Here is a 26,681-nt window from a genome sequence, read left to right as displayed (position 1 = left end):
GTCCGTGTCCGACTCCGTCGCCAGGAGGCTGGGCGATCTTCCGTCCAGGTCCGCCCCGTACGGCCAGGGCTCCTCGGCCAATCTCGCCGACATCCTGGAACGGGTCCTGGACAAAGGCATAGTCATCGCCGGTGACATCCAGATCAACCTCCTGGACATCGAACTGCTCACCATCAAGCTGCGCCTTCTTGTCGCTTCGGTGGACAAGGCGAAGGAAATGGGCATCGACTGGTGGGAGCACGACCCGGCCCTGTCCTCCGGCGCCAACGACGACTACCGGTCGCTCGCCGAGGAGAACAAACGGCTGAATGCCGAGATCGCCGCCCTGCACGAGGATCGCGGGCTGCCACCGCCGGCGGAGCGGAGCCGTCCCGCGGCTCCCCGCCGCACCTCACGCACCGCGCGTACGGACACCCGAGCCCGCGGCGAGGAGCGGGAGGAACCATGACCGAGGAGGTCTCCTACGCGTACGCCGTCGCACGGGACGCCGACGGATCACTGGCGGAGGTGCTCGCCGGGCTCCAGGGGGTGTCGGAGGCGCCGGTGCGTCTGGTGCGTGCGCGAGAAGGCCACGACGTGGTGGCCGCCGTGAGCCCGGTGCCCGAACCGGATTTTCGGGAAGACGCGCTGCGCGCCCATCTGGAGGACCTGGACTGGCTCTCCTCGGTCGCCCGCTCCCACCACGAGGTCATCGCGGCACTGGCCGTCCGCACCACTGTGCTACCGCTCCGTCTGGCGACGGTCTACCTGGACGACGAGCGGGTACGCGCCATGCTCCGTGCCCACGACGAGACGTTCGACCGCCGGCTGACCGAGCTGGCGGCGCAGGTGGAGTGGGGCGTCAAGCTCTACGTCGAGGTGGCCGCCCCGAGCGGGAGCCCGGCGGCCGAGGCGGACGAGGCGTCGGGCCTGAGTCCCGGCCGGGCCTATCTCAGCCGGCGCAGGGCGCAGCGGCACGCCCGCGAGGACGCCTTTCAGGACGCCGAACGAGCAGCGGAGCGGGTACGGGTCGCCGCCTGCGCCCACGCGGTGGATCGCGTGCAGCACCGGTTGCAGCAAGGCGAACTCGCCCTGCGGCCGGGAGAGAACGTCGTCAACGACGCCTACCTCGTGCCGCTGGGCCGGACCGAAGAGTTCCGTGCCGCCGTGACGCGTGCGGCGGAGGGCTTTGAGGGGGTGCGCGTCGAGATCACCGGGCCGTGGCCCCCGTACTCCTTCGCCGCCGAGGTCGAACCGCTGAGGGGGGCCGCCCCATGAGGCCGGTGGCCGGCGTGCCGGACAGCTCGCAGGAGCCCCTGCCGGAGCGGCAGATCGCACTGATCGACCTGCTGGACCGGCTCCTCAGCGGGGGCGTGGTCCTCACCGGGGACGTCGTGCTGTCCATCGCGGACATCGACCTGGTGCGCATCTCGCTGCGCGCTCTGATCGTGTCCATCAGCGAGCAGAACCCCTCCCCCTGGCATGTCCTCCCGGCACCCGCAGGAGAGGGCCATGACCCCTGAGGAGCGTCGACCCGGCGGTCGCCTGGACGAGGTCGCCGACGCCGCCGTCCGCGCCTTCCGCACGCTGCCCGCCAAGCCACAGGACGTCCAGCCGGAGGACGGGGCGGGGAGGCGACGGCCGGCCCGCCGGATCACCACGGACCCGGACACGGTGGAGCGAGATCTGATGAAGCTCGTCCTCACCCTCGTCGAGTTGCTGCGACAGCTCATGGAACGCCAAGCCCTGCACCGGGTCGACGCGGGAGATCTCACCGAGGAACAGGAGGAACGTCTGGGAGCGACTCTGATGATTCTGCACAGTCGCATGACCGAGCTCTGCGCCCGGTACGGCCTTTCCATGGAAGATCTCAATCTCGATCTCGGGCCTCTCGGGCCGCTTCTCCCACCACCGGAATGACCCGCACCGGCGCTCCCGGAGGCCGGTTCACCGCCGCCGCGACGCCGTCCGCCCCCTCTCCTCGTCCTCGTCCTCGTCCTCGTCCTCGTCTCCGTGCTCGCGGTCGTATTCGTCTTCCTCGTCTTCCTCGTCGTCGTATTCGTCGTCCTGATCGCCATCCTGTTCACGGTCGTCGTACTCGTCCTGCTCACGGTCGTCGTACTCGTCCCGATCGCCTTCGTACGCGTCGTCCTGATCGCCGTACTCGCCGCCCTCGTCGTACTCGTCGTCGTACTCACGGTCGTCGGAATTCGCGGCTTCCTCTTCTTCGAGGGCCTCTTCGTGGGTCTGTACGACCTCTCCGTCGCGGATTTCTCCGCGCCAGCCGTCGGGTTCTTCGTCGGTGAGCGTGACGTGACGCTGGAAGTGCTTCAGGTCCAGCCGAAGTCTCCGCCCCTGAGCACGCCACAGGTTTCCGGTCTTCTCGAAGAGACCCGAAGCGTAATATTCAACAACGAGGACGATTCTCGTCAGCCCTGGTGCCAGCTCGTGAAAGCTGACCGCCCCGCGCGTCGATCCTTTGGAGCCCTCGGACGTCCAGACGATCCTTTCGTCCGGCACCTGCTCTTGAACGGTCGCTTTCCAGCCCCGGGTCGAAGGACCGACCTTCGCCTTCCAGTCGCTCTCCGTCTCACCGGTCCGAGAGACATCCCGAACGCCTTTGGTGAAGCTGCTGAACTTCTCGTACTGCGTCCAGTGGTCGTACGCGGTACGCAACGGCACACCGACATCGATGACCTCGATGATATTGGTGACCTTTTTGTCGCCCGATTTCCTCCCCTTCCCTCCGCCGAGGACACCCTTCGCTTTCTCCGAAATGGTCTCCTTGACGTTCTGTGCAGCTCCGGAGAAAACAGCCTTGAGTGGGGAATCCCCACTGAGGAGGTTCGCGCCAATCTTGGAGAGCGATCCGCCGTTCTGGGCGACATCGGCGAGCTGGTCCGTCGCATCGATCAGCTTGTCGCCAGCCTTCTCCGCCAGGTCTCCGACTCGGGCCGTGAGATAGTCACCGAGCTCTTCGCGCAGTCGGTCCAGCCCTGAGTACGCATTGCTCTCGTCCGACTTCGACATGGTCCATTACCTCCGGCGCTCGACGCGCGATGACGTCTTCTTGACGCTCTTGCGGGCGGTCTTCTTCGCAGCGGGAGCGGTCTTCTTCTTCCCTGCCGCAGCCTTCTTCGCGGGCGCCTTCTTCGCTGAAGTCTTCTTGGCGGGCGCCTTCTTGGCTGATGCCTTCTTCGCGGGCGCGGTCTTGGCTGCGGCTCCGTGGGGCGCTGTCTTCTTCGCCGCTTTCTTCGCCGTCTTCTTCGCCGTCTTCTTCCCGGCAGTTTTCTTGGAAGGCGCTGACTTCTCTGCGGCAGCTCTCCCGCCCGGCGGCGACTTCTTGGCCGCGGCCCTGCCGGAGGTCGCCTTCTTCTGGGCCACCTTCTTCCGGGCGGCCTTCTTGGCGACCGGCTTCTTCTCGTCCCTCCCGGCAGGAGGCTTCCGCCTCGGCGCTTCGTGTCGACCGGCGGCGGTTCTACGCCTCCGCGGCGCGGTCTCCCCATCTGCGCGTCGAGCGCGGCGACGGGGTCGCTCCTCCTCGTATTCTTCTTCGGGCTCCTCTTCCTCTTCCGGCTCCTCTTCGTATGCGTCCTCCGGTCCTTCTCCATCGTCGTAGCCGTACTCTTCTCCACGCCCCTCTTCTCTCTCCTCCCCTCCTTCCTCCCCTTCCTCGCCTCCCCCGTCCCTCTCCCGCTCTTTCCCGCCGTTCTCCAACTGGGCCGTTCGCTCATGGAGCGAATCGGCAAGGGTCTCCATCCGGCGATTGAACGAAGCGGTGACGGCCTCCCGACCGGCATCCATGACTTCTCCACGCAGCTGCTCGCCCAAGTCCGCCACCTGGGGAATCTCTCCGAGTCTGCGCATTCCTTGGGCCACGAGCTGTTTCGGTTCGAGTCCGAATTGGCGTCCAGCGATATAGGACGCCATCGTGAGAGCGAATCGCCCTTTCTTTGTGCGACCCAGGACATATCCGCCGACCAAGGCAGTGGCCAGCAGGATCTTGTTTCCTTCGTTCATGAGTGCGTTACCTCTTCACGGAAGATTTCAGCCGGTCATCCGGTCGGCATGTGCGCAGGAGGCGGCCTCACGAGCACAGCCCCGCTTGTATCTCCACAGTGATCGGTGTCGGGTTCCACGCATCCCGAGAGAGCGGCGTTCCCCCGCCGGGAAACGCCCAGCGGTCCCGCCGGGACGGTGTTCAGCGCGCACCGGGGAGCCCGGAGGGGTGGTCATCCGGGCAACCCGCCATTGGGGTCACAGCCGCCGCTCAGGCCCGTCTCGACGTCCCGCGGGCCATGGCGCGGAAGCGGAATCGGAATCGTCCCTCAGGGGTCCAGTCCCTCGCTCGACGCGGCGGAAACACATCACGGTCGGTATGGGCACACATATCGAATGCGCTGGTCGCCGACGCGACGCCACCGCCTGACGCGACACCGCCGACGTACGACTCAAAGTCGCGTGCAACCCCCGCCCGGTCGTGCTGGGATCGACGGACGAGGGCGGCCTTGGTGACGGCTCGGATGGACCAAGGAACGGGCCGACTCGCCGCAGGGCCCTGAAGGCGGTCATGAGCAGTGGGTCAGTACGTTCAGCGACCGCGTGGATTCCTCGGACGAGCGGGTTGCACTGCTACTGAACCGCGGCGAGCGTGCCGCCCTTGAGCTCTTCAGTCAGGGGCTTCACACCGTTCTTCGGCAGGGTACGAAGATCAGACGGCCGCTCGGTAACAAACACCGGTCCACCACGCATCATGAGCAGCGCAGAAGGAGAAAGGACTCAACGGGTCTCGTGGACTTCGACATCCTTCAACGCGAGGTTCGGCAAGCCGCCCGCGACGCATTCGTCGAGCTCACCGAGCAGTACCCCGATCACGTATGCGGCTACGCGCTCTACTCCGACGCGGATGCCATAACCATCTGTTGCGGCCTGGGACACCCGAGATCATCTGGCTCGCATGCGGGCGCGCGACCCCGCCGACGCCGATCTGTACGTCTGGAGCATCGAAGCGCAGCGGTTCGACGAGTTCCGCACGCAGCTCCGCGAGCATGAGCCGGACCTGCCGGAAGCGAGACGACTTCGACCCTGGAGCCTTCAGGAATCAGTTGTACGAGACGTGCGTGGCCGCTCTGGATTCGCTCGCCCACGACGGATTCTTCGATGGCCCCGACCGCGAAAGCGTCGCCGCCTTCACCATCAGCGACGACGAGGAGTCGAAACGTGACAGACGTTGGATCCGTGGGCTCCACCCGCCTCACCTAGTACTCCAGTGCGACTTCGTGATCTTGCGCCTGGGTGCTGACAGAATCGTCGCCATGACGGACGACATTCGAGAGATATTCGAACGGGCTGGCTGTGAAGGCGCATTATGCGTCCAGCCGCTTGAAGGCGACGCCGAGTTCGGCCTGCATGCTGATGAGCCTGTGGTCCCGGCCTCGGTGGTCAAGGTGCAGGTCGCTCTGGAGGTGGAGACCTCGTTCGCCGATGGCCGGTTGGACCCGTGCGAGCGGGTGACGCTGAGTGCCGTCGGCCGGACTCCCGGCCCGGTCGGGATCTCGCTCTTCAATGACGATGCCGTGCTCTCATGGCGGGACATGGTCGTCCTGATGCTCACCATCAGCGACAACCACACGACCGACGCGCTGCTGCGGCGGGTCGGCGTTGACGCGCTCAACGCGACAGCAACGCGGCTCGGGCTGACCGGCACTGTGATCGAGTCGGACCTGCAGACCATGCTCGACTCCATCGGCCAGGACCTCGGCTGTGCCAGTTGGAAGGACGCGCTGACCTGGGCAGCCGGCGCGTCGGCAGACGAGATGGCGCAGGCCGACAAAAGGCTCCTTGCCTCCCGTGCCTTGGACCCGTCGCAGGGGACCCGAACCACCCCTCGTGACATGGTCGAGCTGCTGCGGCTGATCTGGACGGACCGGGCGGGCCCAGCCGCCGCGTGCGAACGTGTGCGCGCCGTAATGGCGAGGCAGTTGACCCGGCACCGGATCGCGAGCGGGTTCCGGCTGCCAGTTCGGGTCGCCGCCAAGAGCGGCAGCCTGGTCGGTGTGATCCGCAACGAGATCGGCGTGATCTCCTATCCCGACGGCCGCCGATATGCCGCCGCTGTGTTCACTCGATCCCGGCCTGGCTCGGACGACGCCGCGATCAGCCGCGCCATCGGCGCCGTTACCGCGCAGGCCATCACCGCACTACAGGACACGGGTGCCTGAAGTCCCTCTGGCACCAGCTACAGGTACCTGGGCTCCAACCAGCAAGCGGGTGGACGGCATAGGGCTGAGCGCATTCACCCGTGCGCGACAGCGCTGGAGCCGGGTGACAGCGGCAACGGCCACCGCGTGATCATCAAGGGTTGTGTGGACTCCTGAAGATCGTGCGGTGGCTGCGGGCCACAGCATAGACGCGGCCCGCTGGCGGGCGGTGTTCGACCAGGCCATGGCCCGGATCGCGGGCCGGTTCAAGCGGGTGGAGCCCCGTGCCACAGCCCGCGCGTTCGTGCTCGGCCTGCTGTCCGGCGCCGAGCGGAAGAACTGCTGGCGGCTGGCCGAACAGGCCGGCCACGCCCGCCCCGGACCGATGCAGCGACTCCTGCGAACCGCCAGCTGGGACGCAGACGCAGTCCGCGACGACATCCGCGCTTACGTCCTCGAACACCTCGGCGCCGACGACGGCGTCCTGATCGTGGACGATACCGGCTTCCTGAAGAAGGGCATCACGTCGGCCGGCGTCCAACGGCAGTACACCGGCACCGCGGGCAGGATCGAGAACACGCAGGTCGGTGTCTTCCTCGCCTACACCTCTCGCAGAGGACTGGCGTTGATCGACCGTCGGCTCTACCTGCCCGACGCCTCGTGGTGCCAGGACGCCGAGCGCCGCACCCGCGCTGGGGTGCCCGACCAGGCGCAGTTCGCGACCAAGCCCACACTGGCCGGGCAGATGATCGCCGCAGCACTGGATGCCGGGATCAGCGCCTCCTGGGTGACCGGCGACGAGGCCTACGGCCAAGATCCCCACCTGCGCGCCCTGTTGGAGTCCCGTGGCATCGGCTACGTCCTGGCCGTCGCGTGCAGCGCGCGGGTGCGGATCAACCAGGGGCGGACCGCTGCCCGCGCGGATGCCGTCGCCGACCGCTTGCCCGCCTCGGCCTGGCACCGACAGAGCGCCGGCGCCGGAGCGAAGGGGCCGCGCTACTACGACTGGGCCTGGAGCGAGATCGGCACCGACGGACATCGGCACCTGCTGATCCGCCGCAACCCGAGCAGCGGCGAGCTCGCCTTCTATGTGTGCTGGTCCCCCACACAAGTGCCGCTGTCCGAACTGGTCCGGGTCGCCGGGACCAGATGGTGCATCGAGGAGTGCTTCCAGGCCGCGAAAGGCCAGGTCGGACTGGACCACTACCAGGTCCGCCACTGGACCGCCTGGCATCGCCACATCACCCTGGCCAAGCTCGCGCTGGCCTTCCTGGCCGCCGACGCGACGCCGGCCAGGACCGCCGATCCGAACCGGCCTGCCCGCAGCACCGACCCGATCGACCTGACCTTCCCGGAGATTCGCCACCTATTCGGCGCCCTACTGATCCCGGCCAACGCACCCCCACGCAGACTGCTGCACTGGTCAAACTGGCGCAGACGCCACCAGGCCGGTGCCCGCCGCAGCCACTACCAGCAACGGCTCGCCAGCTCCTCAACCGGATAGATCACGAAGTCGCACTGGAGTACTAGCACACCAATACGACGGCCTCCTTTCACAGCGCTGACAGTAGACACCGTTTCCGGCCTAGCGGTTGTCTTGCTCGGGTGCGGCAGCGCCGGGCCCCGAACTGCGTCGATCGGCAATAGCCGCAGCCGTACGCAAGCCCGGTAAGCGGGGGCACGTAGAGGGGGGTCATGGGGCAGACGTAAGACCGCAACCTCTCACCAGTCCTCGGCCCTTCAAGCCCCTGGGGCAGATCAGCGTCGACTTCCTGACGGATCGTCTACCTTCTGACGGATCGGCACGATGCCCGAAGCTGCGCCGGTGTTGTTCCGCCTCGAACACGACCACCCAGCCCTCTCGTCGCACAGCGCGATGACCGATGACCGGAAAAGGCCCACTGACCATGAATGATCTTTTCGCCGATGAAGCCGATGTGATGGACAGGATGGAACGGAATCTGGCGGAACACGCCTGTCACCTGCACCGGAGCATGGCTGGTGCGACCGTCACGGAGACCGGTGACCTCCTGGTCGCCGACAGCGGCCTGGACGACGACACTTTCAACATCGTCGCCGCGGCCGGCTTCACCGTCACCGACGCCGCGGCACGCATCACCGAGACCGCCGGAACTCTGGCCCGCACCGGCCGTCGTTTCTCCTGGTGGGTGGGGCCCGCCTCGACACCACCGGACCTCGCCGCCCGCTTGACGGCGGCCGGTCTGCCCGTATCCGAACGCGAGACGGCGATGTGGGCCGAACTGGACAACACCCTGCCCCTGCCCGCCGTACAGGCGCTGGACATCCAGCGGGCGACCACTCCCGAACAGCTTGCCGACTACGCCTCGGTCCTCGCCGCAAACTGGGAGCCGCCTTCCGACACCGTCCGCGACTTCTTCTCCCAGGCCGCCCCGAACGCACTGGCCGCAGACAGCCCGGCCCGGTATCTGGTGGGCTACGTGGAGGGCCGTCCCGTCTGTTCCGCCGAGGTGTTCCAGCACGCGGGGGTCGCCGGTATCTTCAACATCTCCACGCTGGCCACCCACCGTCGACGGGGCTACGGCGGTGCCATCACGCTCGCCGCCCTCCACACGGCCCGCGCCCTGGACCACCGCATCGCGGTCCTGCAGGCGTCGGCCGACGGCGAGCCCGTCTACCGCCGCCTGGGGTTCCGCCCCTGCGGCCACTTCACCGAACACGCCATCACTCACTGAACCACCAGGACAAGGCGCAAGCAATTGGGGGGCGTCAGCCAGTGTGATCGGTCAACACACAGCCGTCCACAAGGGCTGACTCCTCCCAAAAGCCGCCACCCACGGTGGCTGACGCCTGTGCCTACGGATCACGGCGGCCTGTCCCTGGAGACACGAACGGCTCAGGAGGCAGAGGGCTCGATCTCCCCCGCGAAGACGATGATCTGGTCGATGAGGCTCCGTCGCAGATGGACGACATCCGTTCCCGCCAGGCGGGGGCCTCCATCAGGCGTGGTGAAGACCCACTGGTACCGAGCCCACTCGTCAGGCACGTCCACCGCCGAACAGCGCACCATCGTGCCGGCCCCCGCCGGGTGGCGTCGGATGTCCAGGACGAACTGCTCGACCGCCCCGATCCCTTCGCTGCGCCCCAACGGCCCCCAGAAGACCACGTCTGAGGTCAGGGCCTGGGAGAGCAGGGCAGTCACATAACTGTCGTCCGAGGCGTTGAACGCGGAAATGAACATGTCGATCGCGGAGCGTGCGGTCTCTTCCTGCATGCCCCAGTGATATCAGACGTTTCGCGTGCGCTCGACCCACGTGCCGCCTTCCGATCACGGTGAACCTTCCCGGTCACAGCACCAGGCGCGGAACTCCTCGAACTCCGCGTGGTCAGGGAAGTCCGATGGGTGCCGGTCGTAGCTGACGGAAAGAGTCCACATGCTCAAGGTGGTCGAGGTTGTCGGCTCCAGGGCCTAGGTCGGCCTCGGCAAGTGGCTCTGAATCCCCTTCGGGTTCCCACACCAGCTCATCTCTGTCTGCTCCGAGATGAGCGCGCCATCCGCCAGCATCGCCGCCGCTGCATAGCGCGTCGGCAACAGTTTCCAAGTAGGCCGCCAAGCTCGGCCGGCAGCCGTTCCCGCCCGGGTTGAAGTTGCCGGGTCGGCCGCAGGCGCTGCCGAGTGGTCCCTGCTGGGGACCAGGACGCGTATCGACCACCTGGTGCGGATGCTCCCGAATCGCCCAAGGGATCCACAACGAGTGCCAATGGGGCTCGCCCTCTCCCTCGTTCGGTTCAAACACGTCGAAGAGTTCGGCGTTCTCCATGACTATTCGCCGAGTCCGAGCGATCTCGGATGCCGACAGCAGATCCGCACCAGATAAGACGCTCGCTCCCCGAGCAAGGGCGTCTTCAGTCGCCCCGTTGTGACACCGCAACGATTCGACCAAGTCGGCCGGGAGTTGCAAGCTCATTGCCCGCTCGGCTTCAGCGATCCCGGCGGGTCGGCAGGGTCAGCAGGGTCAGCAGGGTCGTTCAAGCCGGATACGCTCTGCGGCGCATGCGCAGCCAACCACACATCGAGGCACGCCCAAGACCGCGCTACCGCACCGGGCAACAGATTCTTGAGCAGTACTCATCTCCCCAACGCTGAGGGCTGTCCCGTAAATGGTCTCGGGCGGCCTCGGACATGGCGGCTGCCGCGTGGTCCGTTACGGTGTCCGGCGAACGGCAGGCCCGCAACGACGACCATGCGGCCGTCGGCATCGATGACGACCTGGTGGTGGGTGGAGTACCGGTAGTTCTTGGACTGCTCGGCCACTGAGTGGTCGCGGATGGGGACCAGGGTGCCGTCCACGATGAGCACGGTGCCCTTGGCGTCCGCTTGCGGAGCTGGAGAGCAAGCATCGGCCCGAGGCAGTCGGTGATCCGGTCCGCCGCCGACTTGAACCCCCCGAACAACGGCGCGAGCCGGCGCATGGACAGGTTCGCGCGCCAGTACGCGGCAACCAGCAGGGCCCGGTCCCCCAACGGCAGGCCCCACGGCCGTCCCTCGCGGACCGCGTCCGCACCCTCGCGCCGCAGAACTGTCACCAGCTTTCCGAACTGCCGCGCGCTCAGCCCGGTGAACGGGGCTGCCCAGGACGGCTCGGACGCCGCGATCACACCAGCCACAGCGAGATCGTCCCAGAGATCGACGGCATGGCACGATGACCGGCATGTCAGGTCAGGTCTGGGTGTCACTCATATCGCTGGGCGGCGTTGTCCTCGGCGGCTCGTTGTCCTACCTCGTCCAGCACAGAACTCAACTCTCGGCGGAACGCGCTGAACAGCAACGCCAGCAGCTCGCCTTGTCGGAGGCCCGGCGCGGGGAACGGCTGGCGCTGCTGGAGCGATTCGTCGAGGTGGGGGCCGAGGCCGAACGTTCCGCCTTCAGTCGGCCTTCCGAGTGGGAGGACACGGACGCCTGGTTCCTCACGACCCGGGATGTCATGAACAGGCTGTGGGTTGCGGAGCGGCTCATCCGCATCCAGTTCCCTCTGCCGGTGCACGACGCGGCCCGCGCGTACTTCCTCGACCTCAACCGGACGGTATGGGAAGGCTTGCCCGACGGTGAAAGCGTGCGGGACTACCTGGAGGACAACCGGCTGGTGTTTCTGGACGCAGCTCGCGCGGTCATGGGGTAGCACCGCCGTCCCCCGGAGATCTTTTACGGGACAGCCCTTGGCCTCGCTGTTCGAGCGGGAGGTCGACCATCCCGCCGAGCCAGTGCCGGACAATTGGTTGTTCGAGCGGAAGTTCGCATGGGAGCAACTGGCCATTGTGCTCCGGGCCGGGTGGTGCCAGCACCTCCCCGAGCTCGACGATCCGTAGGGGCATCAGCGGCACCGGCCCATGAACGGCCAAGGCCCTGCGGGGCGTTTCCCAGCAGGGCCTCTCCCACCAGCACACGACGAACCGACGAGCGATCTCGGTCAGCAGCTCGCGTGATCCGGCGGACAGTGCCTAGTCCTCCCCCTCCGTCCAGGCGTGGACCCACGCCTGGAGTTCGGGTTCCGCCAGGGTACGCAGCCACAGGTCGGCCCGATCGACCTCCTCGTCAGTCGGCCGGGGCCCCACGCCGAGTACACGCATGCCTGCGCTGCGGGCCGACTCGACGCCGGTGACCGAGTCCTCCACCGCCATCGCGTCCTCCGGCCGCACGCTGCACAGCCGGACCGCGGTGGCGTAGACGTCCGGATGGGGTTTCGGCAGCAGCCCGTCGCCCGCGACGACCACATGCGCGAAGTAACCGCGCAGGCCGGCCCGTGTGAGGCAGGACTCGACCACGTCCAGCGGGCAGTTGCTTGCGACCGCGAGCGGGACGTGGCGGGCGGCGATCCGGACCAGTGCCGCCGCGCCCGGCATGGTCACGGGGTCTTCGGCGACGAGCGCCATGAAGTGCCTGAGGAGCGCCTGCGCCAGGTCGTCGGCGAGGTGGGGCTTCCCGCTCTCCTCGGCCATGAGGCTGCCGCACTCGGTGTAGTGCACGCCCTTGGCCCGCTCGGCGAAGCCTGGACGCGGTTTCAGTCCGAACTCCCCGAAGGCCCGGCTGCGAGCGTCCTGCCAGTGGCGTTCGGTGTCCATCAGGGTTCCGTCGCAGTCGAAGACGATGGCAGCCGGGGACCAGGTGAAGATGTGACGAGTTGTCATTTGCCTGCCGTTCTCGAAGAGCGCGCCACCCCGCTTCTTCAGTGCTCGCAGTACGAAGCAGGGGAGTGCGGAGAGGCCCGCTCGGCCGCAGAAGGTACGCCGCCGAACGAGTCGCGCTCGACTGCGTGTGAAGGCCGATGTCTCTCCTCCGGGCTCTCCAGCAATGGACATCGTCCGGTCTTCTCCGGATGACCCCAGAAACATCGTGATAACTACGTTAATTTCCAGCTGGAGAGGTCGCAATCATCATTTTGAGTGTTTGACTGCGTGCCATATTTCGAGTAATCGCGACGCGCGAGCAACAGCTCAGCGACAGATGAACGGCGCACTCGTTCCCCATAACTCCGTTGCACATAAGGGAACTTGGGCGTGCCAAGTGGACTCCGTGACGGACGTCCGCGCTCGACGACATCAGGGAAGCGCGATTTTTCGCCATTGACCGTACTCACGCGCAACCCAAGAACAATAATAATCTCCACGCATTAACGGCATGGAGCGCCGTCAGTGCGCCGCGGCGCACAACTTTTCCGCTCGAAAAAAGTGCGAACTGACGAACGAAGGTGAAACACGCATGCAGGACAGGGCGCGCGCGACGCGTAGGGCGCTGCTGGAAGCCGCAGCACGCCTTTTCGTTGAACAGGGGTACGTACGGACAAGCATCAATGAAATCAGCGATCTCTCCGGCCGCACCAGCGGAGCCGTCTACTTCCATTACTCCAGCAAGGAAAAGCTCGCGCTGGCGGTCGTACGCGAACAGTTCGCGGCCTGGCCGTCGTTGGCCGAACGCTATGCAGCCGCCGGGGTACCGCCGTTGGAAAAGCTGGTCGCCCTCAGCTTCGATATCGCCAAGGCGCTGCGCGACGATGTCATGACCCGGGCCGGCGCACGCCTATGGGCCGAGCGCCGCACCATCGACATCGCCATACCCACGCCCTTCGCCGTCTGGACGACTGCCGCCACTCGTCTTCTGGCCGAGGCACGCGCCGACGGCGAGTTGGCCGACGAAGTCGAGCCGTCGGACACCGCCACGACCTTGGTGTGCGCGTTCTTCGGGCTGTACAACCTCACCGAGGACATGACCGGTCAGGAGGACCTCTCCGACCGCCTGCACCGGTGGTGGCTACTGATCCTCAAGGCCCTTCAGGCACGCCCCGAGCCCGCCGCCCTGGTGGCGCGGGCACTGGCACACCACCGGCCGACGCCCGCCGGTTGAATCCCGCCACGGAGCAACGGCTCCGGCGTCGGCCGGATCGCGTCTGCCGGGCTGCCGGGCTGCCGGGCTGCCGGGCTGCCGACCACCGCAAGCCCTCCGAGCCGACTCGGCATCCTCCGGGACCGAAGCCTGCTTCATGCCGCTTACCCCACCTGAACAGCGCGAACGCCTCCGGCCCTCCGCAAAACGGCAGAGGGCCGGATCACGTTCACCACGACAACGAAGCCGGTAGATCGGCCTTGAGGGTCACTTGAGGGTCAAGCGACAAGCAGACGCCACAGCCGGTCTGGGCTACTGGGGGCCGACGTACTCGGAAGACGTCCAGCAGTTCTTCCAGTTCTTCCAGTTCTTCTGCGGCAGTTCAGGGCTTCCCCGCCGCCAGGGCGCGCTTGATGCCGCGCCGCACGAAGGCACGGGCACGCAGCGCCCGGCGAACCCGCTGTAAACGGCTGATGGGCATGGGGCGTGCGTAGCGGCGATCGTGGATGTCACGGACCACGTCTGCCGGTGCACCGAGTTCCTTCAGCTCCGCGAGGGCTTCGCCCTTCGTGATCAGCCGCCCGTCGCGTAGCGTGACGGTCGCGCGGGCCAGGACCAGAAGTCCCAGGTCCACCCAGATGTCCCGCAGCCAGAGCAGGGGCCTGCCCGTGGCCGGCAGCCAGAACTCTTCCAGGTCGCGCCGGATGAAGTCTTCCAGTTGTCCTGGAAGGAGCGGCGGAATCAGCTCTTTCGGCGGCGGTCCGTAGAGGGTGAGGCCGCCCGCAAGCAGTTCCCGGCGCGTCACCGGAGTCACCGGGCGTTCGAGGATCGTGCCGTGAGCCCAGGTGACATGATCGGCCCCCGCATCGGCGAGCTCCGTTGCGACCATGTACGAGCAGTGCAACGCGGCCGCAGCCGCCTCTTCCTCCAACAGCTGCTGGTGCATGCTTGCCAGCCGGTTCCTGTCGTCGCCGTCCAGGGGAACTGGGACGATCGCGATGAGATCGAGGTCGCTGCGTCCGGGTCGGAAGTCACCCAGTGCGAGCGAACCGTGAGCCCATACGGCCACCGTCGGCACTACCCGCCGTACGGCAGAGACGAACCTCTTGAGCACGAGATCCGTTTCGGTTGCCCCCATGGCTGAGATCCTTGCACACGGCCCCCTGCCGCACCGTGGCTTCCGCCTGATCACGATCTGAGGTTCTCGATGCGCGCTCAGGTCTCGACGCGCACTCGGATCTCGTCACTGATCGGGCCGCCTTTTCGACGTCGGCCGGCCGACCCGGCCATGAGGCGCGACACCGTCACTGTCACAGGAGCCGGGGCGGGGACGGCGGCTCCACCCGGACATGCACGTCCCAGACCGAGCCCGGTCGAGCCTGCGCCGGGGGCAGCTGTACGGGTGGCCCACGCCGGGTGCCGCGAATGCCGCCGCGCCTGCCGGCCGTCCGCGGTCGTTCGGACGCCGGTGCCGGGCCGGGGCCGGGGCCGGGGCCGAGGATTCTCCGACGCACGGACGGCGTCAGGGTGGCGCCGGAGTTGGCAGCAGACCGGGCTCCGCCGCGCTGCTTACTGGTCCCGGCCCAGCCCGGCACGTCGGCCGGGCACTCCTCAGGGGCGTCAACCGGTCATCGTCGTGCCAGGGCTCGTTCGCGGCCGTTGCGACCGGGCTTCAGCAGTGGCCGCGCCCCTGCGGGCCTGTTCGCAGAAGGCCACCGGCCGAGGCCGGCCCGTCCATGAAGTCCGTCGCCGCCGGAGCCGCAGGCCGAGGGCTCTCCATCCGATCGAGTACGGCCGGTCGCCCTTCCGTTTCGGTGTGTGCGCTCCTGCCCATGATCCGCCTGGCGCCCCGGCGGGCGTCCTGGCCATCCGGCCACAGGTCACACAGGTCCTGGTCAAACAGCCATAGAGGAATGGAGCCGTTCATATGACTACAGAAGGTGGAGAGCCGCTCGCGTCGGTCACCGACGCGACCCTCGCGGACATCGCTGCCAACGGCATCTGGCGCGGCGCGAGCCTCGACATCAACCCGTCGGTACTCGCCGTCGCGAGGGCCCTGCTCGCGGCGCTCCAGGGGACGGCCCCGGCGGGGGCGCTTCCGGAGGGGCTGCGGGAGTTGGTGGAACGGGTCCTGCGGGAGGCCGGGGTCAGTTTCCCGCGCATTGCCGTGACGGACGAGATCGGTCTCTCGGCGTTCGCGATCAAGCAGAAGACCTCGGAGCCCCGCCCCGTGGTGATCGTGCCCGCCGGGTGGAACCCGTACGGCTGGATGCCGTTCATGGTGGGATACCTCTCCCTGGCGGCGCGCGGGTACCACGTTCTGGCGTACACGCCCCGCGGGTTCGGCGAGCCGGGTGGGCCGTTCACGTCCGACGGCACCATCGGAGTCGCCGGCCCGGACGACTGGGCGGACGGGTCGAAGGTGATCGACCACGCGGAAGGGCTGTTCACGCCGAGCGGGGTCGGGTTCATGGGACTGTCCTACGGCTCCGGGATCAGCCAGCTGGTCGCCGCGCACGACGAGAAGAACCGGGTCGCCGCCGTGGTCGCCCTGAGCACCTGGGGCAACCTGGCCACCAGCCTCTACGACAACGGCACCCGGCACGAGAAGGCCGTGGAGCTGCTGATCAACTTCACCGGAGCCGAGAAGGGCAAGGAGAAGGAGAGGTTCGACGACGCGACCTGGCGCATCCTCCAGAACTTCCAGCAGGGGCAGGACATGGAGGAGGTGGAGGAGTGGGGCACCGTGCGTTCCCCGGAGACCTACGTGGACATCACCAACGCCCGAGGGGTCCCGACCTTCTACTCGAACACCTGGCACGAGAGCCTCTTCCCCGCGGGTGAGGCGATCGCGGCCTTCGAGAAGCTCACCGTTCCCAAGCACCTGAACCTGTGGATCGGCGACCACGGCGCCCCGGAAGGCGTCGGGATCACCGGCATGCCGAGCGGCACCCCGTTCTGGGGCTACCTCAAGCCGATGACGGAGGCCTACGCCTGGCTCGACCACCACCTGCTCGGCACGGCCAACACGGTGCCGGACTGGCCGGTGGTCAACAGCCAGGTGATGTTCACCTACAAGACCAGGCCGACCGGAACCGGCGGCGACCGGATTCACGAGGCAGCACAGCGCGAATCGCTCCGTTCCTGGTACGAGGCCACCACCGGCACCGAGACCTGGTATCTGAGCGGCGCCGACGGGGACGGCGGGGGCACCCTGTCCGACAAGCCGTCCACGGGCTGGAGCCGGGCGTTCACCGCCGGGAACGAGACCACCGCCACCGCCATGGACGACATCATGGAGACGGGGCAGAAGGAGTGGTTCGGCAACCCCAAGACCTACGACCCGGCCGGCTTCGACCGCGACCGGCTCCTTGTCTGGTCCACCGAGGAACTGGCGGGCGGGCGCCGCATCCGCGGCGCCGCCAAGCTCAGGCTCACCGTCCGCGCCGAGGCAGGCGACGCCGCGACCCTGGTCGCCTACCTCTTCGACATGGACCCGGACGGCACCGCCCGGATCATCACTCACGAGCCCCTGACCACCACCGGCCTGGACACCGGCACGGACCGGACCGTCGACTGGACGCTCCAGCCCGCCGCCTACGACCTCGCCGACGGCCACCGCCTCGTCCTGGTGATCAACAGCCGGGACCGCCTCTACGCATTCACCGGCAAGGAGGACGGCACCCTGACCGTCACCTCCCCGACCGGTCACGAAGCCGCCCTGGAACTGCCCCTCGGCTGACCAGCACCGCACACGACGACAAAGCCGGTCAAAGCGACGAGGTGTCGCTTTGACCGGCTTCATTCGGTCGATTGACCTTGGTGGTGTCCGAGGGGGGACTTGAACCCCCACGCCCGATAAAGGGCACTAGCACCTCAAGCTAGCGCGTCTGCCATTCCGCCACCCGGACAAGGTGTCTGTCTCGCGGGCTCCCGCCCGTTCCGACGTGGAAAACAATACCAGGGGTTCAGGGTGGCCATCACCCGCATTTCCGGTGGTCAGTGCGGTGCGGCGGATGCACAGGACACGATCCCGCGCCATCTTCGGGACTTCGGCCACGGTCCGTGTCCTCTGCCGTACGCACCGTACGAATCCGGGCTGGGCAACAGCGAAATCCGGCCGCCCGGCGCACCCGGGTCCGGGAACAGGGGTGCGCCGGGGCGCGCGCGAAGGGTCGCGCACACTCCGGACGGCTGCGGATACCTCGCCCGGTCCGGTCCCCTCACGCACGACGGCTCTCCCCCGCCCCCTCGGCGGGGAGGGCCGTCGTGCGTGCGGTGGGTCAGCAGCCCTTTCGGCGCAGGGTGTGCAGGTAGGCGGCCGAGCGGCGGGCCGTGGTGAAGGAGTCCACGATCGGCTGGTCGTGTTCCACCTGCCAGTGGTGGTCGCGGCGTCCGCCGTGGGTCCTCGTGACCGTGTCGAGGAACTTCTTGTAGTCGATGTCGCCGTCCCCGACGTCCACCATGCGGTAGCCGTCGCGGGCGGCGATGTCGTGCTCACCGTCCTTGACGTGGAAGAGCGGGTAGCGGTCCGGGTGCTTCAGCACGTAGTGCAGCGGGTCGAAGGTGTCGCGGGTGCCGTCGGCCCGCTTGCCGAAGCGGAACTGGCCGACGTAGGCCCAGTAGATGTCCATCTCCAGGAAGACCAGGTCGGGGTCGGTCTCGGCGAGCAGCACGTCGTAGAGGCGGACGTCGGGCCGGTCGGTGGCGAAGGAGAACTCCTCGGCGTGATTGTGCTGGTAGAACTTCATGCCGCGTGCTCTGGCCGCCGCGCCGTAGGCGTTGAAGTCCGCGGCGGCGCGCTTCCAGGCGTCGACCGTCGACCCGTAGCGGAACGGCCCCGATGCGGTGCCGATGTGCTTGAGGCCGAGGGCCTGGGCGTCGTCGAGCACCTTGGTGAGGTTCTGCGCGAAGGTGTAGGCGTTGGCGTTGTTGTCGTCGTAGTAGCCGACGTGGCTGCCTATGCCCTTGAGCCCGTGGTCGTGGGTGAGCCGCTTGAGCTGGGCGAGGGTGAGGGGACCGGCCGAGCCCTGGGTGTAGCCGGCGTACTCGACCTCGTCGTAGCCGTACGCCTCCAGTTCGGCGAAGACCTTGTCGAAGCCGAGGGTCGAGACCTTGTCACGGAGGGTGTAGAGCTGGATTCCGAGGCGGCCGGGCGGGAGCAGCGGGTCGCCCTTGGGCCTGCCGTGGGCGGCGGCGGTCGGGGCGGCGGCGCCGAGCAGGGCGGCTGCGGTGGCTCCGGCGGCGACACCGAGCATGGAGCGTCGGCTGAGCTTGTGGGCGAGTTCGGCGTCGACGGGTGTGCGGCGGCTCATGGGGGAACTCCTTCTGGGGGCGGGACGTTGTCAGTGCAGTCCGGCAAGCTTGAGAAGCAAGGACTTCACTTCGGTGGCCCGGACGGGGCCGGTGAACGCGTGGGGGGTGGAGCACAGGATGAGCGGACCTTCTTCGTCGCTCCGTGGAAGGCGGCCGTGGCTGCCGCGAATAGGTGACGGATCCAGGGGCACGACCGCCATGCGGTAGCGCATGCCGAGCTTCTTGCGGGCGACGGCCGCGGCCGCTCTGACCCGGACGTACGGGTCCTGGGGGTCCAGGAAGAGTTCGACGGGGTCGTAGCCGGGTTTGCGGTGGATCTCGACGAGCTGCGCGAAGTCGGGCGCGCGGGCGTCGTCGAGCCAGTAGTAGTACGTGAACCAGGCGTCCGCTTCCGCGACGGCGACGAGTTCGCCGGAGCGCGGGTGGTCCAGGCCGTGCTCTTTCTTGCCCTCGTCGTCGAGGAGCTGCTCGATGCCCTGGACGTCCCGCAGTGCCTCGCGGGTGGCTTCGAGGTCCTCGGGGCGGCGCACGTAGATGTGGGCGAGCTGGTGGTCGGCGACGGCGAAGGCGCGGGAGGCCATCGGGTCGAGGTACTCCATGCCGTCCTGGGTGTGGACCTCCAGGAGGCCGGCGCGGCGCAGGGCGCGATTGATGTCGACGGGCCGGTCGACGCGGGTGATGCCGTATTCGGAGAGGGCGACGACGGTGCGGCCCTCGCGGCGGGCGTCGTCCAGGAGGGGGGCCATCGCGCGGTCGAGTTCGGCCGCGGCCCGGTGGGAGCGCGGGTCGTCGGGGCCGTAGCGCTGTAGGTCGTAGTCGAGGTGCGGGAGGTAGCACAGGGCCAGATCGGGGTGGCGGGTGTCGAGGATGTGCCGGGTCGCGTCGATGATCCATTGCGAGGAGACGAGGTCGGCTCCGGGGCCCCAGAAGTGGAAGAGGGGGAATGTGCCGAGTTTCTCGGTGAGTTCGTCGTGCAGTGCGGGTGGGCGGGTGTAGCAGTCGGGCTCCTTGCGGCCGTCGGCGTAGTAGACGGGACGCGGGGTGACGGTGATGTCGGTGTCGGCGCCCATCGCGTACCACCAGCAGATGTTGGCGACGGTGTAGCCGGGGTGTGCGCGGCGGGCGGCGTCCCAGAGTTTGTCGCCCTCGACCAGTCCGTTGTGCTGGCGCCAGAGCAGGATGTCGCCGAGTTCGCGGAAGTACCAGCCGTTGGCGACGATGCCGTGCTCGGCGGGGGTGGTGCCGGTGAGGAAGGTGGACTGGGCCGCGCAGGTGACGGCGGGGAGGACGGTGCCGAGGGGGGCGTGGGTTCCGGCGCGGCCCAGGGCCTTGAGGTGCGGCATGTGGTCGAGGAGCCGCGGGGTGAGGCCGACGACGTCGACGACGAGGAGAGGGGTGGGTGCCGGGGACTCGGTGGGTGCCGGGGGCTCGGTGGGCTGCTCGGCTGCGGTCACGGGAGCTCCTTGAGGCCGAGGTCGACCAGGAGGTCGCGGGCGAGGGTGAGTTCGGCGGCGATGCCGTCGGCGAGTTGGGTGCGGGTACGGGGGCGCAGCGCGGCCGGGAGCGCCTGCCAGGTGTAGGTCTCGACCTCCAGGTGCCTGGTGCGTGGCTGTGCGCCGCCCACCAGGCGGGTCAGTGCGGTACGGAGCACGGGAAGGGTGGAGGTGAGCGGTGGTGCGGGAGGTGCGTGCAGGGGGACGTGGAAGTGGGCGCGCCAGGGGGCGCCGTCCGGCAGGGCCCGGCCGGTGACGGCCTCGTCGAGGTCGTCGGTGCCGCGCAGTCCGGCGGCGGTGGCGGTGCGGGTCTGGTGCAGGAAGCGGGGCTCGGCGAAGGCGGCGAGCGCGTTACGGACCTCGGGGAGGTGGGGGTGTTCGGCGTGCAGTGCGGCGGAGAGCTGCGCCTTGGCGATCGGGATGCCAGCGGTGCCGAGCGCGTCGACGGCGGTGTCGGGGTCCTCGAAGGAGGTGGCCAGGTGGCAGGTGTCGATACAGATGCCGATGCGGGGGTGTCCGACGGCGGTGAGGGGCGCGACGGCGTCCGTGGTGGTCTCGACCGTGCAGCCCGGCTCGGGTTCGAGGCCGATGCGGATGGACTTGCCGGTGAGTTCGGCGAGGGCGTCGAGCCGTTCGCCGAGGGTGGCGAGCGCGGTGTGTGCCGTGCGGGCCGCCTCCCGGTCCGTGTCGAAGGGGGTGCGCCAGGCGATCGGGAGGGTGGAGATGGTTCCTTCGGTGACGTCGTCGGGGAGCAGTCCGGCCAGGAGCCGGGCGAGGTCGGTGGTGTGGGCGAGCCGCTCGGGATCCGTCCAGTCCGGCTTGTACACCCGGTACTTGACCTCGTCGGCGCCAAAGCCCTCGTACGGGAAGCCGTTGAGGGTGACGACCTCCAGGCCGCGGCGGTCCAGTTCGGCGCGCAGAGCCCGCAGCTCGGCCGGGTCGTTGACCAGGGCGCGGGCCGCGTCCCTGGCGAGCCAGAGGCCGATGCCGAGCCGGTCCCGGCCGAGGCGTCTGCGGACGGGTTCGCAGTGGTCGCGCAGTTGGGCGCGGACGCCGTCGAGCGTTTCGGCGGGGTGGACGTTGGTGCAGTACGCGAGGTGGACGGTGGAGCCGTCGGGGTGGCGGAAGCGCATCGCCTCACTCCCCGCCGCGCAGGATGGAGTTGCCTTCGTGCAGCGTCTCGGGGGCGTCGATGCCGAGCTGGAGCCGGCCGCTCTGCCCGTAGAAGGCCACCGGGTTGCGCCAGAGCACCTGGTCGACCTCGTCGTCGTCGAATCCGGCGGCGAGCATCGCGTCGCCGACGCCGCGGGTCTTGAGCGGATCGCTTCTGCCCCAGTCCGCGGCGGAGTTGACCAGGATCCTCTCGGTGCCGTGGATCCTGAGGATCGCAACCATGCGGTCCTCGTCCATCTTGGTGTCGGGGTAGATGGAGAATCCGGCCCAGCAGCCGCTGTCCAGGGCATCGCGCACGGTGGTCTCGTTGAGGTGGTCGAGCACGACCCGTTCGGGGGCGAGGTGGGATTCGCGGATGACGTCGAGGGTGCGGTGCAGTCCGGCGAGCTTGTCCCGGTGCGGGGTGTGCACGAGTGCGGGCAGGCCGTGGTCGGCGGCGAGCTGGAGCTGGGCGGCCAGGGCGGTGTCCTCGGCCGGGGTCATGGAGTCGTAGCCGATCTCGCCGACGGCGACGACGGAGTCCTTGACGAGATAACGCGGCAGGGCGTCCAGGACGGGGGTGCAGCGGGGGTCGTTCGCCTCCTTGGGGTTGAGGGCGAGCGTGCAGTGGTGGGCGATGCCGTACTGGGCGGCGCGGAAGGGTTCCCAGCCGAGCAGGGCGTCGAAGTAGTCGAAGAAGCTGGCGGGCGAGGTGCGGGGCTGGCCGAGCCAGAAGGAGGGTTCGACCAGGGCGCGGACCCCGGCGTCGTACATCGCCCGGTAGTCGTCCGTGGTGCGGGAGGTCATGTGGATGTGCGGGTCGAAGATGCGCATCAGGACTCCTCCGTGGGGGCGGCACCGGGGGTGGCGAGTTCGAGCACGCGGGTGAGGTCGGCGGGGACGCTGCGGCCTGCGGCGATGCGTTCGGCCGCGAAGTCACCGAGCATGCGGGCGAGTTCGGCGTCTCCGCGCGCACGGCGGGCCAGTCCGTCGACGGCCGCGACGGGGACCTCCGTGAAGAAACATTTGAGAACGGCGTGGCGCCAGTGGTGCGGCGCCAGGTGGGCCCCGGCGTACGGGCCGACGGCTGCGGCGATCAACCGGGTGTCGTTGGTGCGCAGGGCGTCCTCGACGAGTGGGAGGGCGGTGGGGCCGGGTTCCAGCCGGTGCAGGGTGAGCAGTACGGCGCGCCGTTCGGCGGCGGTGCCCTGCTCGTACAGCCTGGTCAGGGCGGGAAGCGCGGCCCGGGCTTCGACGAGGAGCAGGGCGCGTACGGAGTCGGCGTGTTCGAGTCCGCAGTGCCGGCCGGCCGCTGCGTACCGCAGTTCCCACGGCGGGGCGGCGTACGGTCCGCCGGTCTCTTCGGTGTCCGGGTGGGCGGCGGCGTGCTCCGCCTCGGCGAGGGCCTCGTCGAGCCAGGCGCGCGCGGCTCCGCCGAGCCGTGCGTCGAGTTCCTCGCGGGTCAGCAGTGGGGGGTTCGTCGGGGACATCGGCATGGCGTCGCTCCCTTCGGCAGGTTCAGCGGCTCGACGGACTGTGACGCGACGGACTTTGGCGCTGCGGACTGTGGCGTGGCGGGCTGTCTTGCGCGGGGCCGTGCTGCGACGGGACGCGACCGGTCGGGCCGCGTCGGGACGGGCCGTGCCGGTGGAGGAATTCGATGGAGGTGCGGGCGAGTTCGGGTCCGGCGTGGGAGTGGCGGGGCAGTTCGACGACGGTCAGCCCGTGGTAGCCGGTGTCCGAGAGGGCGTCCAGCGCGTCGAGCACGGGCGGGAAGTCGATCTCGCCCTCGCCGAACGGGAGGTGCTCGTGGACACCGCGGCGCATGTCCTCGATCTGCACATGGCGCAGCCAGGGTGCCGCGTCGCGGACGCAGTCGGCGGGTGCGGCGGGCTCCAGGCACTGGCAGTGGCCGATGTCGAGGGTGAGCCCGAGCGGTGGCGGGTCTCCGCTGAGGACGCGCAGGTGGTGGAAGTCGGCGAGGTCGGCGAGGAGGTGTCCGGGCTCGGGCTCGATGGCCAGGGGGACGCCGGCGCGGTCGGCGGCCTCCAGGACCGGGGCGAGGGAGCCGGTGAGCCGCTGCCAGGCGGTGTCGGGGCTGGTGTCCGCGGGGGTGATGCCGCTGAAGCAGTGCACGGCGTGGGCGCCGAGGTCGGCGGCGATGCCGATGGCGCGTACGAGCAGCCGGGTGCGGGCGGCGCGGGCGTCCGGGTCGGGGTCGAGGAGGGACGGGCCGTGCTTGCGGCGCGGGTCGAGAACATAGCGGGCGCCGGTCTCGACGGTCACGCCGAGTCCCAGCTCCCGGAGCCGGGACGCCACGCGGGCGGTGCGGGCGGCGAGATCGGGGGCGAGGGGATCGAGATGCATGTGGTCGAGGGTCAGGCCGACACCGTCGTAGCCGAGGTCGGCCAGGAGGCCGAGTGCGTCGTCCAGGCGGAGATCGGTGAGCCCGTTGGTGCCGTAGCCGTAGCGGATCGTCATGTCGGGCTCACCTTCCGGGACAGGGCGCGGGCGATCGGTACGAGTGCCATGACGGCGAGTCCCGTGCCGACCGCTCCCGCGCGGGCGGCGAGGGCGGCCTGGAGCGGGATCATCGCCCGGATGCCGCCGCCGACGGCGCGCTGGGTGAGCGGCGGCGACGGATTCAGTGCGGCGTGGAGGAGGGGGACGGCCGCGGTCCGGAGGTAGGAGCCGGTGAGTGCGGTGCGGACGAGACCGGGGGCGGTCGCGAGGGCGGTGGCGGTGGCGGCGAGGGGCGCCGGTGAGCCGTGCGCGGGGCGCGGCCGGGTGGTCGGCTCGGTCCGGCCACCGGGTGCCGGACGGGAGTCCGTCCCCCGGTCCTCGTGCCGACCGCGCAGGTCGTGGACCGCCGCCGCGCCGAGCGCGGCGACCGCCCCGAGCGCGGCGAGGGGCGCGGTGGTGGATCCGCCGTGCGCCTCGTGCCGGGAGACTGCGGTGACGGCGTAGGTGTGCGCGCCGAGCAGGGCGGCGGCCGGCAGGGCGCCGCGTACGGCTCCGGTCGTGGCCGGACCCGCGCTGCGTACAGCTCCGGTCGTGGTCAGACCCGCGCTGCGTACGGCTCCAGTCACAGCCGGACCCGCACCACGTACAGCTCCGGTCGTGGCCGGACCCGCGCTGCGTACGGCTCCAGTCACAGCCGGACCCGCACCACGTACAGCTCCGGTGGCCGGACCCGCGCCGTGGACGGCCCCCGAGACCGGGGTGGACACCCGGCCGGAGGCGGCGCCCTTCCCCGGGGTGGCCGTCTTCCCCGAGGCCACCGTCTTTCCGTGGACGGCCGTCTTCCCGCGGGCCGCACCCTTCGCCGGCACGAGCCGCGGCCCCGTCGCCCGCTGCGACGCCTGTCCCGACACCCGCCAGGTCGCCCGCTCCGACGCCCCTCCCGGCGCCGGTCCTGTCGCCCGCCCCGACGTCTGTTCCGACGCCCTTCCCGGCGTCCGTTCCGACGCCTGCCCCATCGCCGGTCCTGTCGCCTGGCCTGCCGCCCGCCCCGACGCCCGCTCCGACGCCCGTCCCGGCGTTCCTCCGCTCGCTCCGGTCGCGGCCGCTCCGAGCAGCAGGTCGAGCCCGCGCGCTGCCGCCATTGCCGCCGGGCCCGCCGGGGTGTGCTTCAGCCGGAGGTCGTACGCCCACACCGTCGCGGCCAGACCCGTGGCCACCGCGAGGGCCGGGCGACCCGCCCGCGCGGCGAGCCCCAGCCCCGCGGCCGTCAGCGCGCCCGCCGCCGCGAGGGCCGCGCCGGGTGCGATCCGGCCCGAGGGAATGGGCCGGTGCGGGCGGTCGACGGCGTCCTCGTCGCGGTCGGCCCAGTCGTTGAGCGCCATACCCGCCTCGTACAGGCAGAGCGAGGCGCCGACGGCGAGCGCGGTCCCCCGGTCGGGGCGCCGGCCGCTGGCCGCCGCTCCGGCGAGCGCGTCGCCGGGGACGGTGAAGAGCGCGGAGATCCGGAGCAGCTCCGCCCAGGCGCGTGCCGTCACCGGTCCCCCCGCAGCGTCCCGGCGAGGGCGAGCAGCGCGTGGTACTGCTCGAAAAGCGCTGCCGGGCCGCCGTCCGGGTCCTTGAAGTAGAAGCCGAGCTGGGGCAGCGGGCCGCTCATGCCCCGCTCGTGGGCGCGGGCCACCAGTCTGGCGAGGTCGAGGACCAGGGGTGCGGCGAGTGCGGAGTCGCAGCCCTGCCAGGTGGTCTGGAGCACCATCCGTGCGCCGAGGAATCCGTCGAACGCGATGTGGTCCCAGGCGGTCTTCCAGTCGCCGAGGGCCGGGACGTCGTCGATATGGACCTCGCCCTCGGGGGCGGCGCCCAGGGTGTCGGCGAGGACGCGTTCCTTTCCGGCGTTCTTGGCGGCCGCCGCGCCCGGATCGGCCAGCGCCGCTCCGTCGCCGCCGCCGAGCAGGTTGGTGCCCGACCAGGCCCTTACGGGGAGGGCGCGTTGCACGAACATCGGGGCGAGTACGGAGCGGAGCAGGGTCTGGCCGGTCTTGCCGTCGCGGCCCGCGTGAGGAAGTCCGCAGGCCGCGACGGCGTCCTGGAGGGCGGGGGTGCGCAGCCCGGTGGAGGGGGTGAAGTTGACGTAGGGGCAGCCGGCCCGCAGTGCCGCCGCCGCGTAGAGCGAGCTGGCGGGAAGCCTCGGGTCGCCGGGGGGCGGTACGGGTTCCGTGGAGGCCACGTTGATGACGACCGTCCTGGCGAGGCCGTTCCGTCGTCCGAAGTCGGTGAGGTCGGCGGCGAACGCGGTGATGAGTTCCTCGTCGCCGCGGGTGTCGCCGGGCAGCGGGCCGCCGGGCCGGATCTCCGCGTCCGCGGCGGTGAGTTCGGCGTGCACCGCCGGGGGCAGTCCGTGCGGCAGCACTCCACCGGCCGCCAGTGCCTCGGCCCGTTTGGGCAGCGGGCAGCTCGCGGTGTCGTGTCCGCCGAAGACCAGTGAGGTGAGCGGGGGCAGCCCGCTGTCGGTGAAGGGCGGGGTCTCGGTGACCATGCCTGCCGCCGGGTGGAGCCCTGCCGCGACCGCCGCGCACCCCGCGGTTGCGGTGGTGGCGACGGAGCCGCGTGCTCCGATGAACCAGACTCCGGTACGTACGGCGGGTGCTGACACGGGCTGCCTCCCTGGCTGGGGGTGCGGGCTGGGTGGAGCGGGGGCGCTGTACGACGAGCGGGTCGGGTGGC

The 26,681-nt window shown here is 69.5% G+C and carries 24 protein-coding genes, 1 tRNA gene and 2 pseudogenes; 10 read left to right on the top strand and 17 right to left on the bottom strand.

Annotation, left to right across the window (positions count from 1 at the left end; all coding sequences use genetic code 11):
- Window positions 1–4: 4 nt before the first annotated feature.
- Genes ACFVFH_RS21735 through ACFVFH_RS21720 form a run of 4 tightly spaced genes read left to right on the top strand, consistent with a single transcriptional unit; the run spans window position 5 to window position 1,899 of the window.
- Window positions 5–448 (top strand): gas vesicle protein, encoded by a 444-nt coding sequence (locus ACFVFH_RS21735; RefSeq protein WP_383771185.1) that lies wholly within the window; start codon window positions 5–7, stop codon window positions 446–448.
- Window positions 445–1,257: a GvpL/GvpF family gas vesicle protein gene (locus tag ACFVFH_RS21730; RefSeq protein WP_383771182.1), complete on the top strand. Its 813-nt coding sequence runs from the start codon at window positions 445–447 to the stop codon at window positions 1,255–1,257. Before ACFVFH_RS21735 ends, ACFVFH_RS21730 begins: the two co-directional genes overlap by 4 nt.
- Complete coding sequence (locus ACFVFH_RS21725; RefSeq protein ID WP_383771179.1) at window positions 1,254–1,502, top strand: gas vesicle protein; 249 nt, start codon at window positions 1,254–1,256, stop codon at window positions 1,500–1,502. Before ACFVFH_RS21730 ends, ACFVFH_RS21725 begins: the two co-directional genes overlap by 4 nt.
- Complete coding sequence (locus ACFVFH_RS21720) at window positions 1,492–1,899, top strand: gas vesicle protein K (RefSeq protein ID WP_383771176.1); 408 nt, start codon at window positions 1,492–1,494, stop codon at window positions 1,897–1,899. The genes ACFVFH_RS21725 and ACFVFH_RS21720 overlap by 11 nt, the downstream gene beginning before the upstream one ends.
- Window positions 1,900–1,926: 27 nt before the next feature.
- Here the strand turns inward: ACFVFH_RS21720 and ACFVFH_RS21715 are convergent, their stop codons facing one another.
- From ACFVFH_RS21715 to ACFVFH_RS21705, 3 genes are all read right to left on the bottom strand, one after another.
- Window positions 1,927–3,009, bottom strand: a complete 1,083-nt coding sequence (locus ACFVFH_RS21715) for an SRPBCC family protein (protein ID WP_383771174.1) — start codon at window positions 3,007–3,009, stop codon at window positions 1,927–1,929.
- Window positions 3,010–3,015: 6 nt separating this feature from the next.
- Window positions 3,016–3,999 (bottom strand): histone protein, encoded by a 984-nt coding sequence (locus ACFVFH_RS21710; RefSeq protein WP_383771171.1) that lies wholly within the window; start codon window positions 3,997–3,999, stop codon window positions 3,016–3,018.
- Between the two features lie 759 nt (window positions 4,000–4,758).
- Window positions 4,759–4,917 carry a hypothetical protein gene (locus tag ACFVFH_RS21705; RefSeq protein WP_383771168.1) on the bottom strand — a complete coding sequence of 53 codons (159 nt, stop codon included), beginning with the start codon at window positions 4,915–4,917 and terminating at the stop codon, window positions 4,759–4,761.
- Between the two features lie 182 nt (window positions 4,918–5,099).
- Here ACFVFH_RS21705 and ACFVFH_RS21700 point away from each other — a divergent pair, with 182 nt between their 5' ends.
- The 3 genes from ACFVFH_RS21700 to ACFVFH_RS21690 all read left to right on the top strand — a co-directional run bounded on the left by ACFVFH_RS21700 (window position 5,100) and on the right by ACFVFH_RS21690 (window position 8,893).
- A complete protein-coding gene (locus tag ACFVFH_RS21700) occupies window positions 5,100–6,200 on the top strand; it encodes a serine hydrolase (RefSeq protein ID WP_383771165.1) in 1,101 nt (366 codons plus the stop codon).
- Between the two features lie 223 nt (window positions 6,201–6,423).
- Window positions 6,424–7,683, top strand: a complete 1,260-nt coding sequence (locus ACFVFH_RS21695; protein ID WP_383771542.1) for an IS701 family transposase — start codon at window positions 6,424–6,426, stop codon at window positions 7,681–7,683.
- A gap of 445 nt (window positions 7,684–8,128) precedes the next feature.
- Window positions 8,129–8,893: a GNAT family N-acetyltransferase gene (locus tag ACFVFH_RS21690; protein ID WP_383771540.1), complete on the top strand. Its 765-nt coding sequence runs from the start codon at window positions 8,129–8,131 to the stop codon at window positions 8,891–8,893.
- 161 nt (window positions 8,894–9,054) lie between these two features.
- Here the strand turns inward: ACFVFH_RS21690 and ACFVFH_RS21685 are convergent, their stop codons facing one another.
- The 3 genes and pseudogenes from ACFVFH_RS21685 to ACFVFH_RS21675 all read right to left on the bottom strand — a co-directional run.
- A complete protein-coding gene (locus ACFVFH_RS21685; RefSeq protein WP_383771162.1) occupies window positions 9,055–9,432 on the bottom strand; it encodes a nuclear transport factor 2 family protein in 378 nt (125 codons plus the stop codon).
- Between the two features lie 112 nt (window positions 9,433–9,544).
- Window positions 9,545–10,153, bottom strand: a pseudogene (locus ACFVFH_RS21680) (hypothetical protein); the annotation flags it as partial.
- A 209-nt stretch (window positions 10,154–10,362) separates the two neighbouring features.
- Window positions 10,363–10,826 (bottom strand): annotated as a pseudogene (locus ACFVFH_RS21675) (transposase family protein); the annotation flags it as partial.
- A gap of 35 nt (window positions 10,827–10,861) precedes the next feature.
- Between ACFVFH_RS21675 and ACFVFH_RS21670 the strand changes: the two are divergent.
- Window positions 10,862–11,338 carry a hypothetical protein gene (locus tag ACFVFH_RS21670; RefSeq protein ID WP_383771159.1) on the top strand — a complete coding sequence of 159 codons (477 nt, stop codon included), beginning with the start codon at window positions 10,862–10,864 and terminating at the stop codon, window positions 11,336–11,338.
- 319 nt (window positions 11,339–11,657) lie between these two features.
- Here ACFVFH_RS21670 and ACFVFH_RS21665 read toward each other — a convergent pair whose 3' ends face one another.
- On the bottom strand, window positions 11,658–12,344 hold the full coding sequence (locus tag ACFVFH_RS21665) for an HAD family hydrolase (RefSeq protein WP_383771156.1): 687 nt from the start codon (window positions 12,342–12,344) through the stop codon (window positions 11,658–11,660).
- Between the two features lie 571 nt (window positions 12,345–12,915).
- Here ACFVFH_RS21665 and ACFVFH_RS21660 point away from each other — a divergent pair.
- Window positions 12,916–13,557: a ScbR family autoregulator-binding transcription factor gene (locus ACFVFH_RS21660; RefSeq protein WP_383771538.1), complete on the top strand. Its 642-nt coding sequence runs from the start codon at window positions 12,916–12,918 to the stop codon at window positions 13,555–13,557.
- Window positions 13,558–13,918: 361 nt separating this feature from the next.
- On the opposite strand, the gene ACFVFH_RS21655 is transcribed toward ACFVFH_RS21660, so the two are convergent.
- Window positions 13,919–14,674 carry a nucleotidyltransferase domain-containing protein gene (locus ACFVFH_RS21655; RefSeq protein WP_383771154.1) on the bottom strand — a complete coding sequence of 252 codons (756 nt, stop codon included), beginning with the start codon at window positions 14,672–14,674 and terminating at the stop codon, window positions 13,919–13,921.
- Between the two features lie 789 nt (window positions 14,675–15,463).
- Between ACFVFH_RS21655 and ACFVFH_RS21650 the strand changes: the two genes are divergently transcribed.
- Window positions 15,464–17,278, top strand: a complete 1,815-nt coding sequence (locus ACFVFH_RS21650) for a CocE/NonD family hydrolase (protein ID WP_383771151.1) — start codon at window positions 15,464–15,466, stop codon at window positions 17,276–17,278.
- A gap of 81 nt (window positions 17,279–17,359) precedes the next feature.
- Here the strand turns inward: ACFVFH_RS21650 and ACFVFH_RS21645 are convergent.
- From ACFVFH_RS21645 to ACFVFH_RS21605, 9 genes are all read right to left on the bottom strand, one after another.
- Window positions 17,360–17,447: transfer RNA gene (locus ACFVFH_RS21645), tRNA-Leu, on the bottom strand.
- 372 nt (window positions 17,448–17,819) lie between these two features.
- Complete coding sequence (locus ACFVFH_RS21640; RefSeq protein ID WP_383771148.1) at window positions 17,820–18,851, bottom strand: sugar phosphate isomerase/epimerase family protein; 1,032 nt, start codon at window positions 18,849–18,851, stop codon at window positions 17,820–17,822.
- Window positions 18,852–18,881: 30 nt separating this feature from the next.
- A complete protein-coding gene (locus tag ACFVFH_RS21635; RefSeq protein WP_383771145.1) occupies window positions 18,882–20,306 on the bottom strand; it encodes an alkaline phosphatase family protein in 1,425 nt (474 codons plus the stop codon).
- Window positions 20,303–21,478 (bottom strand): metabolite traffic protein EboE, encoded by a 1,176-nt coding sequence (gene eboE, locus ACFVFH_RS21630; RefSeq protein ID WP_383771142.1) that lies wholly within the window; start codon window positions 21,476–21,478, stop codon window positions 20,303–20,305. Before eboE ends, ACFVFH_RS21635 begins: the two co-directional genes overlap by 4 nt.
- 4 nt (window positions 21,479–21,482) lie before the next feature.
- Window positions 21,483–22,331 (bottom strand): TatD family hydrolase, encoded by an 849-nt coding sequence (locus ACFVFH_RS21625; protein ID WP_383771139.1) that lies wholly within the window; start codon window positions 22,329–22,331, stop codon window positions 21,483–21,485.
- A complete protein-coding gene (locus ACFVFH_RS21620) occupies window positions 22,331–22,993 on the bottom strand; it encodes an EboA domain-containing protein (protein ID WP_383771136.1) in 663 nt (220 codons plus the stop codon). Before ACFVFH_RS21620 ends, ACFVFH_RS21625 begins: the two co-directional genes overlap by 1 nt.
- A 22-nt stretch (window positions 22,994–23,015) precedes the next feature.
- Window positions 23,016–23,978, bottom strand: a complete 963-nt coding sequence (locus ACFVFH_RS21615) for a sugar phosphate isomerase/epimerase family protein (RefSeq protein ID WP_383771134.1) — start codon at window positions 23,976–23,978, stop codon at window positions 23,016–23,018.
- Window positions 23,975–25,495: a UbiA family prenyltransferase gene (locus tag ACFVFH_RS21610; RefSeq protein WP_383771131.1), complete on the bottom strand. Its 1,521-nt coding sequence runs from the start codon at window positions 25,493–25,495 to the stop codon at window positions 23,975–23,977. Before ACFVFH_RS21610 ends, ACFVFH_RS21615 begins: the two co-directional genes overlap by 4 nt.
- Window positions 25,492–26,610, bottom strand: a complete 1,119-nt coding sequence (locus ACFVFH_RS21605; RefSeq protein ID WP_383771128.1) for an inositol-3-phosphate synthase — start codon at window positions 26,608–26,610, stop codon at window positions 25,492–25,494. Before ACFVFH_RS21605 ends, ACFVFH_RS21610 begins: the two co-directional genes overlap by 4 nt.
- Between the last annotated feature and the right edge of the window lie 71 nt (window positions 26,611–26,681).

The sequence above is a fragment of the Streptomyces sp. NPDC057697 genome (assembly GCF_042799335.1).
Classification (GTDB): Bacteria; Actinomycetota; Actinomycetes; order Streptomycetales; family Streptomycetaceae; genus Streptomyces.
The sequence above is the reverse complement of the archived record's forward strand: the minus strand, read 5'-3'. Positions and strand labels throughout refer to the sequence as shown.

What these genes read in the sequence shown, in the direction of transcription:
- ACFVFH_RS21730 (WP_383771182.1), top strand. Translation starts at nt 445, where the DNA reads ATGACCGAGGAGGTCTCCTACGCGTACGCCGTCGCACGGGACGCCGAC.
- ACFVFH_RS21725 (WP_383771179.1), top strand. Translation starts at nt 1,254, where the DNA reads ATGAGGCCGGTGGCCGGCGTGCCGGACAGCTCGCAGGAGCCCCTGCCG.
- ACFVFH_RS21720 (WP_383771176.1), top strand. Translation starts at nt 1,492, where the DNA reads ATGACCCCTGAGGAGCGTCGACCCGGCGGTCGCCTGGACGAGGTCGCC.
- ACFVFH_RS21715 (WP_383771174.1), bottom strand. Translation starts at nt 3,009, where the DNA reads ATGTCGAAGTCGGACGAGAGCAATGCGTACTCAGGGCTGGACCGACTG.
- ACFVFH_RS21710 (WP_383771171.1), bottom strand. Translation starts at nt 3,999, where the DNA reads ATGAACGAAGGAAACAAGATCCTGCTGGCCACTGCCTTGGTCGGCGGA.
- ACFVFH_RS21695 (WP_383771542.1), top strand. Translation starts at nt 6,424, where the DNA reads ATGGCCCGGATCGCGGGCCGGTTCAAGCGGGTGGAGCCCCGTGCCACA.
- ACFVFH_RS21690 (WP_383771540.1), top strand. Translation starts at nt 8,129, where the DNA reads ATGGAACGGAATCTGGCGGAACACGCCTGTCACCTGCACCGGAGCATG.
- ACFVFH_RS21685 (WP_383771162.1), bottom strand. Translation starts at nt 9,432, where the DNA reads ATGCAGGAAGAGACCGCACGCTCCGCGATCGACATGTTCATTTCCGCG.
- ACFVFH_RS21670 (WP_383771159.1), top strand. Translation starts at nt 10,862, where the DNA reads ATGACCGGCATGTCAGGTCAGGTCTGGGTGTCACTCATATCGCTGGGC.
- ACFVFH_RS21665 (WP_383771156.1), bottom strand. Translation starts at nt 12,344, where the DNA reads ATGACAACTCGTCACATCTTCACCTGGTCCCCGGCTGCCATCGTCTTC.
- ACFVFH_RS21660 (WP_383771538.1), top strand. Translation starts at nt 12,916, where the DNA reads ATGCAGGACAGGGCGCGCGCGACGCGTAGGGCGCTGCTGGAAGCCGCA.
- ACFVFH_RS21655 (WP_383771154.1), bottom strand. Translation starts at nt 14,674, where the DNA reads ATGGGGGCAACCGAAACGGATCTCGTGCTCAAGAGGTTCGTCTCTGCC.
- ACFVFH_RS21650 (WP_383771151.1), top strand. Translation starts at nt 15,464, where the DNA reads ATGACTACAGAAGGTGGAGAGCCGCTCGCGTCGGTCACCGACGCGACC.
- ACFVFH_RS21640 (WP_383771148.1), bottom strand. Translation starts at nt 18,851, where the DNA reads ATGAGCCGCCGCACACCCGTCGACGCCGAACTCGCCCACAAGCTCAGC.
- eboE (WP_383771142.1), bottom strand. Translation starts at nt 21,478, where the DNA reads ATGCGCTTCCGCCACCCCGACGGCTCCACCGTCCACCTCGCGTACTGC.
- ACFVFH_RS21625 (WP_383771139.1), bottom strand. Translation starts at nt 22,331, where the DNA reads ATGCGCATCTTCGACCCGCACATCCACATGACCTCCCGCACCACGGAC.
- ACFVFH_RS21620 (WP_383771136.1), bottom strand. Translation starts at nt 22,993, where the DNA reads ATGCCGATGTCCCCGACGAACCCCCCACTGCTGACCCGCGAGGAACTC.
- ACFVFH_RS21615 (WP_383771134.1), bottom strand. Translation starts at nt 23,978, where the DNA reads ATGACGATCCGCTACGGCTACGGCACCAACGGGCTCACCGATCTCCGC.